The following is a 14,794-nucleotide window of genomic DNA, read 5'->3' on the forward strand; positions in this document are numbered from 1 at the left end:
ATGTGGGATTGGATCGTTAACATCCTTTTCGAGCTGCTCAAGCTCATCCAGACCTTTGCGGTCGACTGGGGCCTGTCCATCATCATCCTGGTGGTCATCATCCGTCTGCTGCTGACGCCGCTTATGCTCAAGTCGACCAAGTCGACGGCTCGCATGCAGGTGCTGCAGCCCAAGATGCTCGAGATTCAGGAGCGCTATGCCGACGATCCTCAGCGCCAGGCCGAGGAGATGCAGAAGTTCTACAGCGAGAACAAGTTCAACCCGATGGCTGGTTGTTTGCCGCTGTTGATCCAGATGCCTGTCCTGTTCGCCCTGTTTACGTTGCTGCGCAACCTGCCGCAGTACTTTAACGACGGCACGTTCTCGTTCTTCAACATCCTGCCCGACCTGACCACCACGCCGAGCGCTTCCTTTGCCGATGGCTTTATGGTTGCGCTGCCTGCGCTGGTCTGCCTGATTCTGTTCGCCGTCCTGACCCTGATTCCGCAGCTCTATATGTCGCGCAACCAGACCGGCCAGCAGGCTCAGAGCATGCGTATGATGGCTGTTGTCATGACGGTCATGATGCTTTGGATGGGCTGGAGCCTTCCCGTTGGTGTTCTGCTGTACTACGATGTCTCGTCTGCTTGGCAGGTTATCCAGCAGATTTTTGTGACGCAGAAGGTTATCGAGAAGGCCAAGGCCGATGAGGAGGAGCGTCTTAAGAACGCGCCGCTGCAGGTTGAGGTCACTCGTCGAGAGAAGAAGCCGCGCCCGCACAAGAAGAAGTAGTGGGATATCAATCTTATTTAGGTACCTAACTTTTGGAGTACGTTATGTCTGAAGAGATCATCGAGGATATGCTTGAGGAGGTTGCCCCGCAGGTCGCGGGCGATTATCCCGAGATTGCACAGCGCTACAAGGCTGGTGAAGAGCTGACCGATGAGGAGCTCGACACCATTGCCGATGTTGCGATTTCCATCCTGCGTTCCATCCTTTCGCACTTCGATGCCGCCAACTCTCCTATCGATGAGTATGAGGGTGACGAGGGTGAGCTGATTCTGGATGTAACGGCTCCCGATCTTGCTGTTCTCATTGGCCGTCATGGTCGCACCCTTGATGCCCTTCAGGTTATGTTCTCTTTGCTGGTGAGCCGCAAGCTTGGCTTTAGGTATCCGGTTGTAGTGGACGTCGAGGGATACAAGAGCCGCCGTCAGGACAAGGTTGCCTCCATGGCTCAGTCTGCTGCCGAGCGTGCCATTCGCACTCATAAGAGTGTTTCGCTTCCGCCCATGAATGCCTACGAGCGTCGACTGGTTCACATTGCACTTCGTGGCAATGATGCCGTCGATACTCATTCTGAGGGTTCTGACCCTGATCGCCATGTGGTGATTGTTGCTCGATAATCTACTCGAGTTTATGCTAAGGGGACGTGGTTTCCACGTCCCCTTTTTTTTGTCAAAAGTTCTCGATACGCTGATTTTTGTCAGAAAGGAGCTTTCGTTGTTAGTACTTACTGATCAGCAAGCTGACGAGATGTTGAGTCGTCTAGCTTTCTATTGCAAAGAGTATTCCTTGAGCGTAACTGATGTTGAGCTGAGGAAATGTATTCAGCATTTGGATTTGGTTCTAGAAACAAATAAGACATCCAATCTCACCCGTATTCTTAACGTAGAAGATGCTGCAGTACTTCATATCCTCGACTCACTTGTTTTGCTCCCCTATATCAACAAGGCTCCTGAGGGAGCTTTGCTCGATATGGGAACAGGTGCGGGCTTCCCTGGTATTCCATTAACCATAACCACGCATCGTAAAGCTACTTATATTGACTCTGTTGGCAAGAAGGTTGATGCGGTAAATTCCTTTGTCCATGCTCTTGGATTGAAACATGCCCATGCGGTTCATGATCGTCTTGAAGAATATGCTCGGAGCCATAAGAAGCAGTTCTCTGTTGTAACCGCCCGCGCACTGGCCCCTCTACCAATTCTTGTTGAGTATGCGGCTCCGTATCTGAAGGATGGAGGGCTATTTGTTATAACCAAGGGCAATCCTTCGGATGAGGAGCTTGCTTCCGGCATGTCAGCAGCTAAGATTTGCGGCTTCACTTTGCTTCTGAATGACGCAATTGATTTGCCTGAAGGCTTGGGTCACAGGGAGTTCATTGTTCTTAAGAAGAGTCATCCAGCATCCGTTTCATTGCCTCGTGCAAATGGCGTGGCAAAGAAGAATCCGCTTGCCTAGATGTTTCACGTGAAACATAATGGATACTAACAACTTGCAGTGTTTCACGTGAAACATGGCGGTTGATATCGATTCGGAATGTTTCACGTGAAACATCCTCCGTTTGACAGCTTTAATACACACCAGGAGGGACCGTGGGATTTCGCGACGTTAAGCGTTCAAAGAGCGCAAAAGACACGCGTATCATTGCAATCATCAATCAAAAAGGCGGCGTCGGTAAGTCAACGACGGCTGTAAACCTTGCAGCAGCACTGGGTGAGCAGGGTCGTAAGACACTGATTGTCGATTTTGATCCGCAGGGAAACAGCACCAGTGGATTCGGAATTGAAAAAGAAGACCTTGATCACTGCATCTATGATGCATTGTTGAATGATGTGCCGGCAGAATCACTTGTTCTTGATACAAATTGCAAAAAGGTATTCGTAATTCCAGCTACAATTCAGCTTGCAGGCGCCGAAATTGAGCTCGTAAGCGCAATTGCACGTGAAACCCGCCTCAAAGATTTGCTTGAGCCGATTCAGGACGAGTTCGATTTTATTTTCATTGACTGTCCTCCTTCGCTCGGCCTGCTTACTATCAACGCTTTGACCGCAGCAGACAGCGTTTTGATTCCGATCCAGTGCGAATATTACGCACTCGAGGGCGTTACGAAGCTGCTTGAGTCAATGAAGATGGTCAAATCAAGGCTGAACAAGGGCTTAGACACCTATGGTGTGCTTATGACCATGTATGACTCGCGTACTTCACTATCGAATCAGGTTGTTGAGGAGGTTCAATCGTACTTTGGTGATAAGGCGTTTAAGACGCTAATCCCCCGTACGGTTAAAATCTCCGAAGCTCCGTCTTTTGGAGAACCAGTAATTACCTATGCACCTCAAAATAAGGGTGCAAAAGCATATATGAACCTTGCAAAAGAGGTGATCAAGCGTGCCTAGTGTAAAGAAACGTGGCGGATTGGGACGTGGACTGAATGCTTTGGTTTCAGAGGCCGAGTATGAGACCGGCGGTTCGGCTGCATCGGCTTCAAATGCTGCATCTGAAACAAAACTACCTATTGAGGATATCGTTCCCAACCCTAATCAGCCGCGAATTCACTTTAACGAAACTGAACTTCGCGAGTTGAGCGAGTCAATCCAAGAATATGGCGTTTTGCAGCCGCTTTTGGTTCGCAAGCATGGAAACGGCTATGAGATCATCGCTGGTGAGCGTCGTTACCAGGCGTCAAAGCTTGCTGGCCTTGAAGAATTGCCAGTCATCATTAAAGAGGTAAATGATGAAGAGATGCTGGCTCTTGCTCTTATCGAAAACCTTCAACGTTCAGATCTGAATCCCGTCGAAGAGGCTAAGGGCTATCGACAGCTCATCGATGCCAGCGGTATGACCCAGGAGGCATTGTCGAAGGCAGTAAGCAAGTCACGCTCTGCAATTACAAACTCACTGCGTCTTCTCGATCTCCCCGAAGTAGTTCAGCAGATGATTTTTGAGGGTAAACTTACTGCTGGTCATGCACGTGCGATTCTTGCAGTTCCCTATGAGGATGCTCGAATTCGACTTGCAGAGAAGGTTGTTGCAGAGGGCCTTTCCGTAAGAGCGACAGAAAATCTTGCTCCGTTGTTTTCTGCCGGAGAGACACCTAAGACGCCGAGGCCTGCAACCCCTCAGTCTTTTAAAAAGGCAGCCCGCGTGCTTCGTCAAGTTTTTAATACCAACGTGCGTGTGAAGAGCTCGCGTGGAAAGAATAAGATTGAGATTGAGTTTAAAGACGAGGAAGAGCTCTCTCGTATTCTTGGCGAAATGATTCAGTTTGATCAAGGAGGCCAAGATGAGGAATAGAATTTTAACTGCGATTGCATTGGCGACGACTGTCGCGGCTGGTGCCTTTGCTGGCTATAAGATCGCGACAGACGATGAACTTCGAGGTCGTTTGCTTCGTAGTGCGCAAGATATTATCGATACATCCAAGAAGAAAATGGATGTTATGACAGAAGATGTTGCAATGCGTACTGCTCAGGTAACGAAGAATCCCAAGATTAATCAGGGTTGGGTCAGCAACCAATGGGAAAATGTAGGCTATTAGGTACCTAACAATTACTTAGCATATTGTGATGGGTCCTTGTCTGATTCACGAGACAAGGACCCCTTATTTTGGCCGTAAAAATGGGACCAGTAGCAGCTGATTCAAAATTAAGGTCAATAAATGAAACGACCCCGGTTGCATATCCTGCAACCGGGGTCGTTCGATGTTTCACATGAAACGTTTTGGGTGCGACTCCCCTATGCGTTCTTCTGAACTTTGAAGCGCTGCTTCAGCTGTCCGCAAGCGGCGTCAATATCGTTACCACGGGAGTTACGAATCGTTGTCTCGATGCCACGGGACTCAAGGCGACGCTGAAGATCCTCAACCTTATGAATCGGCGACGGCTTGAGCGGGCTACCCTCGATGTCGTTAAGCTGAATGAGGTTAACGTGGCACAGCGTTCCCTCGCAGAAGTCGCAGAGCGCCTGCATTTCCGGATTCGTATCGTTGACGCCTTCGATCATGGCATACTCATAGGTTGGGCGGCGGCCGGTCTTCTCGGTGTAGAGCTGAAGCGCTTCGTGAAGGCGAAGCAGCGTGTACTTCTTAACACCGGGCATGAGCTTATTGCGCGTCGACTGGATGGCGGAATGCAGTGAAACAGCAAGCGTGAACTGCTCGGGGATGTCGGCAAATTTGCGAATACCGGGAATAACGCCACTGGTAGAGACGGTGAGGTGACGAGCGCCGATACCGATGCCATCGGGGTCGTTGAGGATTCGCAGCGCCTTGAGAACCTCGTCGTAGTTGGCAAACGGCTCGCCCTGGCCCATGAAGACAACGCTCGTGGCGCGCTCGCCAAAGTCGTTGGATACATGAAGTACCTGGTCGACGATCTCTTGAGCGGTCAGAGAGCGCTTGAGGCCGTTGAGACCGGTAGCGCAAAAGGCACAGCCCATGCCGCAGCCTGCCTGGGTGGAAACGCAGACGGAAAGCTTGTTACGACGGGGCATGCCGACAGTCTCGACGGAAACGCCGTCGTGGTATTCGAGCAGATACTTGCGCGAGCCATCTTTGGAAACCTGCTTGGTGAGTTCAGTGGGCGTGTCAAAGGCAAAAGCCTCCTTAAGCTGCTCGCGGAAAGCCTTGGGAATGTTGGTCATATCGTCAAACGAACAAACGTTCTTCTCGAAGACCCATTCAATGAGCTGCTTCGCGCGGAACGCGGGCTGGCCAAGTTCGGCCACGAGCTCGCGAATATCGTTTTGGCTCAAGTCGCGAATGTCCTGAGATTTAGTCCTGGGATTCATGGAAGCCTTTCGATTTTGGGGAAACGTAGAGGGTATCGCTACAATATGGTATCAGCTGCAGAAATTATAGAGGAGGAGTCTGCCCATGCCGGGTAAAAGCCTAGAGAACATGCACGTAGCGGTCTTGGCGGGCGGTCATTCCGCTGAGCGCGAGATCTCGCTCAATTCGGGAAAGAACGTTGTGGTGGCACTGAAGGAAGCCGGCTACACCTCGGTGGAGCTGCTCGATACGGCCGCTGATGACTTTATGGTAACCATGGCAACCGGCGGCTTTGACGTGGCGTTTATCGCCATGCACGGTGCCGGCGGCGAGGATGGTGCCATGCAGGGCGCCATGGAGACCCTGGGTATCCCCTACACGGCCTCGGGCGTGCTTGCTAGCGCCTGCGGTGCCGACAAAGAGGTCTCTAAGCTCCTGTACGCCAAGGCGGGCATTCCCATTGCCCCCGGCCTTGCGCTCGAGGTGGGCGATGAAGTCGATATCGATCATATCGTCGAGGTTTGTGGCGAGCGCAGCTTTGTGAAGCCGGCCGTCAACGGTTCCAGCTATGGCATTTCCCTGGTCCATGAGCCCTCCGAGCTGCCCGCGGCAATTGCCAAGGCGTTTGAGTACGGCGACAAAGTGCTGGTCGAGAAGTGCATCGAGGGTACCGAGATCACCGTCGGCGTGTACGGCGAGGACGACGTGCGCGCTCTGCCGATTGTCGAGATTCGTAAGCCCAAGGACTGCGAGTTCTACGATCTGGACGTGAAGTATGTCGACCCTACGGACATCCATCGCATTCCGGCGCAGATTTCACCCGAGAATTACACTCGCGCTCAGGAGCTTGCCTGCGCTGCTCACAAGGCCCTCGGTTGCCTGGGTATCTCGCGCAGCGACTTTATTGTGAGTGAGGACGGCCCCGTCATCCTCGAGACCAATACCATTCCCGGCATGACCGATACGTCGCTGTATCCGGATGAGATCCGCCACACCGACGACATGACGTTCCCGCAGGTCTGTGACAGCCTGATCCGTATGGGCCTTCGTCGAGCGGGCATTGCATGCTAATCGAGGACGCGGTTTCGTCAGGAACGCCGCAGTTTGTCATCGACTCCTATGCCACGCTTGCCGAACGCGCCAAAACGCAGTCCTTCGGCCTTATCGAGGAAGATGTGATTGTCCTCGATACCGAGACCACGGGTCTTTCGGTGCAGGACAACGAGCTGATCGAGATCTCGGCGGCCCGTCTTTCGGGCCGCGAGATCGTCGACCGCTTCGATACCTTCGTGCATCCCAAGCAGCTGATTCCCGCCGAGATTACCGAGCTCACGAGCATTACAAATGCCGATGTGGCAGATGCCCCGTCGGCCGTTGAGGCTGTCGCCGCTCTCGCCGATTTTGTCGGTGGTTGCCCGGTGATCGCACATAACGCCACGTTCGACCGCTCGTTTATCGAGTCGGTCAAAGGCGGCGTCAACGTGAGCGGTATTTGGATCGATTCGCTGGCGCTGTCGCGCATCGCGCTTCCGCGCCTGGCCTCGCACAAGCTGTCTTTTATGGCCGATCTGTTTGGCTGTGACTCGGTATCACACCGTGCCAATGCCGACGTCGACGCCCTGTGTGGCGTATGGCGCGTGTTGCTCGTGGCACTCACCGACTTGCCCCAGGGCCTCATGGCGCGCCTAGCCGACATGCATCCGGACGTGCCTTGGTCCTATCGTCCAATCTTCTCATTCTTGGCGGGGCAGAACCCTGGTTCTATCTTCTCTCTCAGCGCCGCTCGTGCTGACGTTCTCAAGGCCGATCGCGCCGACGATCGGGTGGACGCCGACGAACTGCCGGTACTCAAGATGCCGAGTCGTGAGGAGATTGAGGCAGACTATGCGCCAGGTGGCCTGGTCAATCGCATGTATCCCACCTACGAGCCGCGTGATGAGCAGATCGCGATGGCGCTCGAGGTCCGCGATGCGCTGGTCACGGGCACTCATCGTGTAATTGAGGCGGGCACGGGCGTCGGCAAATCGATGGCCTATCTGGTGCCTTTTGCCGAGGCAGCACGCCGCAACAACATCACGGTTGGTATTGCGACCAAATCGAACAATCTTGCCGACCAGCTCATGTACCATGAGCTGCCAAAACTTGCCGAGCAACTGGACGGTGGCCTGTCATTTTGCGCTCTCAAGGGCTATGACCACTATCCGTGCCTGCGCAAGCTTGAGCGCATGAGCCGAAGCCAGGTCGAGATTACCACCAAGCGCGATCCGGCGGACACGCTCACGGCGGTCGCGGTCATTATGGCGTACGTCTGCCAATCAGCCGATGGCGACCTCGACTCGCTCGGCATTCGGTGGCGCAGCGTCAACCGCCCCGACTTTACGACGGCCTCGCGCGAGTGTGCTCGTCGCCTCTGCCCGTTTTTCCCTGATAAATGTTTGGTCCACGGCGCTCGCCGTCGTGCAGCGCATGCCGACGTGGTGGTCACCAACCATTCCCTGCTGTTCCGCAATGTCGCGGCCGAGGGCAGGATTATACCTCCGATTCGTCATTGGGTAATCGACGAGGCCCATTCCATCGAGCGCGAGGCGCGCCGTCAGTGGGCGCGCGTGGTGTCGGCGGACGAATCACGCGTTCTGTTTGAGCGCCTGGGTGGCTCGAGCACCGGTGCGCTAAGCCAGGTTTCCCGTGATTTGGCAACCTCCGAGGGCTCTACGCTCTATCTGGGCCTTACTGCCAAGGCGACGTCGACGGTTGCGCGCGCGAGCATGGCAATCGCCGACGTGTTCGATGGCGTTCGCGAGCTCGGCCGCCGTGCCCGTGGGGGTTATGACAATGCCAATCTATGGATTGGCCCCGAGCTGCGCGAATCTGACGACTGGCATGATTTCTTACAGTCGGCCTACGCTGCTATCGATGCATTGGAACAAGCTGACAAGAGCGTCGACGCGCTGGTGCAGGCCGTCGCCGCCGACAAGCCCGAGGTTGTTGTCGACCTGGGCGATATCTCGCGCCGCCTGCACGAGCTGGCCGAGAACCTCAAACTCATCATCGACGGCACCGATGAACACTACGTGTATTCGCTGCAGGTCAATCGCAGGTTGCGTGCCGGCGGAGAGTCAATGACCGCAGAGCGCATCGACATTGGCGAGGCCTTGGCAACCGAGTGGCTGCCCGAGGTTCACACGGCTATCTTTGCCTCGGCGACCATGACGGTGTCCAAAAGCTTTGAACACTTTAACCACGCGGTCGGCCTCGATCGCATCGGTGCTTCAACATCCTCATCGCTGCACTTGGACTCGAGCTACGACTTTGATTCGAACATGGCTGTAGTCGTTGCGGGCGATATACCCGATCCGCGCGATCGTGAGAGCTATCTTACGGCGCTCGAGCGCGTGCTGGTCGACGCCCATCTTGCCATGGGCGGATCGGTGCTCACGCTGTTCACCAATCGGCGCGACATGGAAGACCTGTACACCCGCGTTGAGCCCAAGATGGCCCGTGCGGGTCTGGAACTCAACTGCCAGCAGCGCAACTCGTCTCCTCGTCGCCTGCGCGACCGGTTTATCAACGAGCCGACCTCGTCGCTTTTTGCGCTTAAGGCCTTCTGGGAGGGATTCGACGCCAGCGGCGAGACGCTGCGCTGCGTCATCATTCCCAAGCTGCCGTTCTCGAGCCCCACGGACCCGCTCTCGTGCGAGCGCAACTTGCGCGAAGACCGCGCTTGGGCGCGCTATTCGCTGCCCGAGGCGGTGCTCGAGGTCAAGCAGGCGGCCGGCCGCCTTATCCGCTCGTCGACCGATTGCGGCGTGCTGATTCTGGCCGACCCGCGCCTGGTGACGAAGGGCTACGGAAAGAAGTTCTTAACGTCGCTGCCCACGAGCTCCTACCAGCGCATCGAATCGGCGCAGATCGGGCACTATCTGCAACTGTGGCGCGCACGCCACGAGCGGCGGCGCTAAAGCGGACAGACGAGGGTTTTTGCCATATCGCACAGACGCTTTGACAGGGCGGGGTCATCCAAGATGCGGATGGCTCCGCCCGCTGCGATTATCTGGCTCAGTAGCCAACGCTCGGAGCCGTAATGCACGGTTACCGTTGCCGTGTCTGTCCCGCTGCGCTCGATTAGGGTGATGCCGGCCCAGTCCAGATGCTCCGCCATATCGAATGGCATCAAAAGCTTTGCGCTATGCTGCGTCCGGGCAAGGGAATCGTGGAGGGATGCGACGTCCGGTGCGTGAGACACGACGGAGTCTTCCGTCAAGGTGAGTCCCTCGATTTTATCCATGCGATAGGTGCGCTGCTCATCGACTGCGATGTCCCAGGCAATCAAGTATGTTTGGTCGCCGTTTGCCGTAATGCGCAAGGGGTCGACCAGACGCTCGCGTGGCCGCGCATCGTCCATCGAGCGATACGAGATGCGGCAGCGAACGCCGTCCTGAATGGCGCAGCTCAGCTGCTGCCAGTGCGACCCGTGGTTGACGGTGTCAAAGACGCGCTGGTTATAGCCGAGCTCTTCGGGTAGAAGAGCATGCCGAATCCGGGCTGCCGTCTGTGGCTCGATCCCCAACGATTCAAGTTCGTGGTTGAGCACAGCGCCCTCGGCGGCACTCAGGCGCAACGGTAGAACACGCCCGGCGTCGCCGGTGAGGACCACACGCTCGCCGCGGCATTCGCAGATGATGCGCGCGCCCGATTCTCGGTCCGCGAGCGTCGAGACGATCTCGAGAATCTCGTCGAGCGACACCCCTGTGATGTCAAAGCGGCTGCAAATCTCGGCTCGTGTCATGCCGCTCTCGCCGGCGGCGTAGAGGGCCTCCATGATGTCGATGGCGCGCGAGAGTCTCTGCTCGCTGGTGAGTTTACGCACGGGCATGCTCGTGCACCGCCCTTTCAATGAGGCGGTTCCACGCCTGCTTGAGCGATTTGGGGGCCACGGGCCTCATGCCGTCCATGGCGTGGGCCATGCAAAATGAGGCGGCGGCTTCAAGGTCATGCACGTCAACGGTCCAGGTCCATCCCGCATCGGTGTGTGCGAGTTCACCTCGCCCGCGCGTGAGGCCGTTGATCATATCGATCTGCGCCTGAGGGGCGAACGAGAACGTGGCTGCAACGGGCGGTCGGTCGGCAAAATCGAATTCAAAGAACAGATAGTCGTTGAGATTGAAGTCCGCGGGGATGGCGTAGGCCTTCGAGGGGCGCCAAGCGCGAACGATACGGTCGCAGCGGAATGTCCTGATGCCGTCGGTGACATTGTCGAGGCCGCAGAAGTACGCCACGCCCTCGCGTTCGAACATGCCGTAGACGCAGACGGTACGTTCTTTCTGCTCGCCGCGTCCGTTCTGATATAAAAATCGCAGTGCGCATCGCTCGGCAAAGGCGCTCCATACCGCATCGACGGTGGGAGAGCGGCGGATTGGTGCTTCGTCCACCGTCGTCCTACCGGTGAGATAGGCAATCTTGGAGCGAATATCGGCAAGCGGTGCGGCAAAAGTGGATGAGCCGGCCGCTAGTGTCTGGTCGATGGCGTTGAGCAGGATATCGGCGTCGTCTGCGGTGATGAGGCCGCCTGCTGCAAAGGTGTGCTCGCGGTCGATTGTCCACGAGCTTTCCTCGGTCTCCTGCGCACCGGCGGGGCGAACCTCCTTGATTAAGATGCCACGCTCGAGCAGTTTGTCACGATCGCGCCGAAACTTGCGCTTATCCGAGTCGATGTTGCCGGAGCCATATCCCAGGTCGGAATCCAAGACGATCTGCTCGGTCGTCAGCGGTTCGGGGGAGCTGTTGAGCACAAAGAAAAGATTGAGGATGCGCTGAGCCGTTTTATCGAAACTGGGCTCCGAATTCCCCTTTTTAATTGTCGCGGTCGTGTCGCTTGCCGTCATAGAGTCCTCGCATGAGAAGGTGGTTTGCTGCCATGATTTTAGTCCGATATGGAGATTAGGCTATATCCTTGTCCGCTCGAGGCGTTAAGATGGCCCGAATTCGGTCGTTTGCGCTCGCTCGGGGTATACTTTCGACTATATACGGTTCTAATGTGCATGCATTGGGCCTATTTGTCGGATTATGGATGTGGAGCGCACATGGCGAACACCCAGAACTATATTAACCACCTGCTGCAGAACACCGGCATTACGCCGGCATGCAGCGAAGAAGAGCGCTTGGCTGCCGAGGATATCGCTCAGATCTTCCGCAACCACGGCTTTGACCCCGAGGTTCAGGAGTTCAATGCCCCGGCGCCCAGTAGATTGGCATTTGCCGTTACCGGTATTCTTGCGTTTGCCGGCGCCCTGCTGATGGGCATCGGCGGCGGTATCGGCTTGGTCGGCACCTTGCTGGCCATTGTCGGCGCCGTTCTTTACGTGCTCGAGCGCACGGGCCACCCCGTGGTTTCGCGCCTGGGCAAGACGGGCGTGAGCCAAAATGTCATCGCCTACCACAAGGCCTCGGGCCCGCTCGCGTCTCCGCGCAACCGCCCGGTGGTCGTTGTCGCACACTACGACTCTCCCCGTGCTGAGCTGCTCGCCCGCGAGCCCTATGCTTCGTATCGTGCGCTCATCGCCAAGCTGTTGCCCGTTGCCACGATTGCCCCTGCTGCCGTTGCCATCCTGCGTATCCTGCCGCTCCCCGGCGCGCTCAAGGTTCTGCTGTGGATTGTCGCGATCCTCGCTTCCCTCGTTGCACTTGCCAACGCGGCAAACATCATCTCTAACCGCCACGTTCTTCCCTATACGTCCGGCGCGGTGTGCAACAAGTCTTCTGTCGCCGCTATGCTCGGCGTTATGGACAACGTTGCTCCCTTCCAGGGCGAGAACGAGTTTCCCGACGATGTTCCGTTCGATACCTATTTTGGGGAGCAGAAACGTCGTGCCGAGGAAATGGCGCGCGCGGCGGCGGAGTATGCCGCGGCCCAGCAGCAAAACGACTACGGCAACACCATCGAGTACGAAGAGCCTACCTACGCCGAGGACGAGTTCGGTCAGCCGATTGCTCCCGACGCTCAAACCGAGCCCGAACAGGGCGAGGCTTTTGACGAGCAGATTGAGGGCTTTGAGGGTGCGTCTGCCGACGAGACGCTGATTGGCGCCATCGTGCCCGAGGATCAGAATCAGGCTGTCCAGGCCGAAGAGTTCAATGACGAGGTTCCCGCTGCTGAGCCGGCGGAGGAGCCTGCCGCGGCCGAGCCCGAGCCCAAGCTCTATCGCAACGCCGCCGGCAACATTCGCTTTGGTTCGGATGCCATCCGTGCACTCGGAATGCTTCCCGAGTCCTGCACGCTCGATTACGAGGAGGGCGAGGAGCCGACGTTTGAGCCCGAGCCTGCGCCCGTTGTCACTGCGGATGATGAGTCTGCCGCGGTTACCGCTGCCGTTGCCGAGCCCGAGGCGGTGTCCGCGATCGATCCCGCGGCAGGACTGGACATTTTGGCTCCCGCCGCGCCGGCGCAAGACGTTGCGGACGAGTCTGACGACGATTACGTTGAACAGCCGAGGCGCGTGTCTTACGAGAGCGATACTGATTTCTCTGCCGAGATTCCCGCGGCAACGCCCCATGCCGATATTGCATCCGCGTTCTCTTCGATTGGCGCCAGCGCTTCCAGCTTCTTTAAGGGTGCGCTTGCAAAGGGCAGGAAATTTGTCGACGATTTCGAGGAGAAGCGCGCTGCCGCACGCGAGGCTGCCGAGCAGGAGGCTATCGCTCAGCAGCAGGCAGCCGAGGCGGCACGTGAGCGCGCGGCGCAAGAGTTCGAGCAGAACGAGGCTATGCAGTCCGGGCCCGTCGACGCTGCCGAAGCTACGACGTCCTTTGAGTCCCAGCAACCGACGTCAGCGGATGTTGTTGAGGCAACAACGTCTTTCGAGGCTCAGCAGCACGTCGATAGCACCATGTCGTTTGATGCCGCGCAGTTCGATTCCACGATAACGTTTGAAAAGCAAGGCACCGCAATTGCCGAGCCCCTTCCTGTTTCCGATGAGCAGGGCGACGCGGCAGACGATGACGAGCCCATTGATGCTGCCGAAATCCAAGATGCCGCCGAGGACGAGTCCGTCGAGGCCAACTCTGACGAAGAGCAATACGCGGCAGCCGATCAAGGTGATTCGACCGAGGTCGAGCAGGAGGAAGTGCCTGCGGTTTCCGAGACTCCCGAGACGGATGAGTCGAGGCCTTACTCCACGCAGATTTTCACCATGCCGACCCCGAGTGGTTCCGGTGCCACGGTTGCCAATGTCGCTCCCACCCAGGACGAAACGGTCGATTCCCTTATGGCCCAGATTTCCTCCCAGGCATCGCCGCGTCCGCAGATGAATGTTCCCGATCCGGCGTCGGCACCGTCGCCTGCACCTTCCTCGTCTCCGCTGGCTTCGGTCCCCGATCCGTCGCTGCCGTCTATGAAGCAGGCAAACGTTGCGTCTCGCACGTCGCTGTTCGACCTTCCCGATCCCTCTGCCCAGGTCAACGACCCCTTTGCTACTGCCCAGGGTCCCGAACCAACATCGGCACCCGTTGCGCCTCCTATGCCCGTTGCGTCGGGCGCGCAGCCGATCGAGACCATTTCGGCTCCCGCCCCGGCGGCACCCAAGTCTCGCAAACGCGGCCTGGGTGGCCTGTTCGGTCGTAAAAGGAAAAACGAGCAGGACAGCATGAGTGATTGGCTGGGCGTCGAAGACAATTACGATGCCAAGAAGTCCGGTCGCGGTATCGGTTCGTGGGATAACTTCGAGGACGATAACGATGGTTGGAAGGGCGGCGCTACGTCTTCCGATGGCGCTTCTTCCGAAGATATGCTCTCGGCTGTCGCCTCTATGGGCGATGATGAGCTGCTCGGTCACGATATCTGGTTTGTGGCAACGGGCGCCTCGGATTGTGATGGCGCCGGCATGAAGGCCTTCTTGGCTTCGCATCGCGATAAGCTCCGCGGCGTATTCTTCATCAATCTTGAATCCGTCGGCGCCGGTAGGCTTTCGGTGGTGACGGTCGAGGGCGAACAGCAGCTGCTCAAGGGCGATCGCCGCATCATGAACCTGGTCAGCAAGGTGTGCAAGTCGTTCCATGTCGATTGTGGCGCGCTCGAGATGCCCTATGCCAAGACCGATGCCTATGCCGCGCTCGAGGCGAGCCGCCGAGCCCTCACCATCGCCGGCGTGGACGGCACGCGTCTGGCTTGCGCTCGTACCGAGGACGACCTGCCCCACAATGTCAACCCGACGAACATTGCCACGGTATCCGAGGTCGTGACCGAGGTTATCCGCCGTTCGTAGACGGAGCTCT

General features: G+C 57.0%; 12 protein-coding genes. 9 read left to right on the top strand and 3 right to left on the bottom strand.

What is annotated here, in order from left to right; all coding sequences use genetic code 11:
* The 6 genes from I2E45_RS02210 (at position 1) to I2E45_RS02235 (ending at position 4,297) form a co-directional block, all read left to right on the top strand.
* The gene (locus tag I2E45_RS02210) at positions 1-771 is read left to right on the top strand and encodes a YidC/Oxa1 family membrane protein insertase (protein WP_195444049.1); all 771 of its coding nucleotides are present in this window, start codon (positions 1-3) and stop codon (positions 769-771) included.
* Positions 772-815: 44 nt separating this feature from the next.
* Complete coding sequence (locus I2E45_RS02215) at positions 816-1,385, top strand: Jag family protein (RefSeq protein ID WP_022093802.1); 570 nt, start codon at positions 816-818, stop codon at positions 1,383-1,385.
* Between the two features lie 169 nt (positions 1,386-1,554).
* The gene (rsmG, locus tag I2E45_RS02220) at positions 1,555-2,220 is read left to right on the top strand and encodes a 16S rRNA (guanine(527)-N(7))-methyltransferase RsmG (protein WP_229058784.1); all 666 of its coding nucleotides are present in this window, start codon (positions 1,555-1,557) and stop codon (positions 2,218-2,220) included.
* 134 nt (positions 2,221-2,354) lie between these two features.
* Positions 2,355-3,155: a ParA family protein gene (locus I2E45_RS02225; RefSeq protein WP_022093800.1), complete on the top strand. Its 801-nt coding sequence runs from the start codon at positions 2,355-2,357 to the stop codon at positions 3,153-3,155.
* A complete protein-coding gene (locus I2E45_RS02230) occupies positions 3,148-4,053 on the top strand; it encodes a ParB/RepB/Spo0J family partition protein (protein ID WP_195444051.1) in 906 nt (301 codons plus the stop codon). Before I2E45_RS02225 ends, I2E45_RS02230 begins: the two co-directional genes overlap by 8 nt.
* The gene (locus I2E45_RS02235) at positions 4,043-4,297 is read left to right on the top strand and encodes a hypothetical protein (protein ID WP_138374275.1); all 255 of its coding nucleotides are present in this window, start codon (positions 4,043-4,045) and stop codon (positions 4,295-4,297) included. The genes I2E45_RS02230 and I2E45_RS02235 overlap by 11 nt, the downstream gene beginning before the upstream one ends.
* A gap of 197 nt (positions 4,298-4,494) precedes the next feature.
* Here I2E45_RS02235 and rlmN read toward each other — a convergent pair whose 3' ends face one another.
* Complete coding sequence (gene rlmN / locus I2E45_RS02240) at positions 4,495-5,547, bottom strand: 23S rRNA (adenine(2503)-C(2))-methyltransferase RlmN (RefSeq protein WP_195444053.1); 1,053 nt, start codon at positions 5,545-5,547, stop codon at positions 4,495-4,497.
* A gap of 85 nt (positions 5,548-5,632) precedes the next feature.
* On the opposite strand from rlmN, the gene I2E45_RS02245 reads away from it, so the two are divergent.
* Together I2E45_RS02245 and I2E45_RS02250 are read left to right on the top strand one after the other, a co-directional pair.
* Entirely contained in the window at positions 5,633-6,598 is a 966-nt protein-coding gene (locus I2E45_RS02245; RefSeq protein WP_195444056.1) for a D-alanine--D-alanine ligase family protein, read from the top strand.
* Positions 6,592-9,486, top strand: coding sequence for a helicase C-terminal domain-containing protein (locus I2E45_RS02250; RefSeq protein ID WP_195444058.1), 2,895 nt, complete (start codon positions 6,592-6,594; stop codon positions 9,484-9,486). Before I2E45_RS02245 ends, I2E45_RS02250 begins: the two co-directional genes overlap by 7 nt.
* On the opposite strand, the gene I2E45_RS02255 is transcribed toward I2E45_RS02250, so the two are convergent.
* Positions 9,483-10,400, bottom strand: coding sequence for a helix-turn-helix transcriptional regulator (locus I2E45_RS02255; protein ID WP_195444060.1), 918 nt, complete (start codon positions 10,398-10,400; stop codon positions 9,483-9,485). The genes I2E45_RS02250 and I2E45_RS02255 overlap by 4 nt on opposite strands.
* Entirely contained in the window at positions 10,387-11,409 is a 1,023-nt protein-coding gene (locus I2E45_RS02260) for a helix-turn-helix transcriptional regulator (RefSeq protein ID WP_195444062.1), read from the bottom strand. The genes I2E45_RS02255 and I2E45_RS02260 overlap by 14 nt, the downstream gene beginning before the upstream one ends.
* Positions 11,410-11,607: 198 nt before the next feature.
* On the opposite strand from I2E45_RS02260, the gene I2E45_RS02265 reads away from it, so the two are divergent.
* A complete protein-coding gene (locus I2E45_RS02265; RefSeq protein ID WP_195444063.1) occupies positions 11,608-14,784 on the top strand; it encodes a prolipoprotein diacylglyceryl transferase in 3,177 nt (1,058 codons plus the stop codon).
* Positions 14,785-14,794: the final 10 nt, after the last annotated feature.

This window comes from Collinsella aerofaciens (genome assembly GCF_015555045.1).
GTDB classification, from domain to species: domain Bacteria; phylum Actinomycetota; class Coriobacteriia; order Coriobacteriales; family Coriobacteriaceae; genus Collinsella; species Collinsella aerofaciens_W.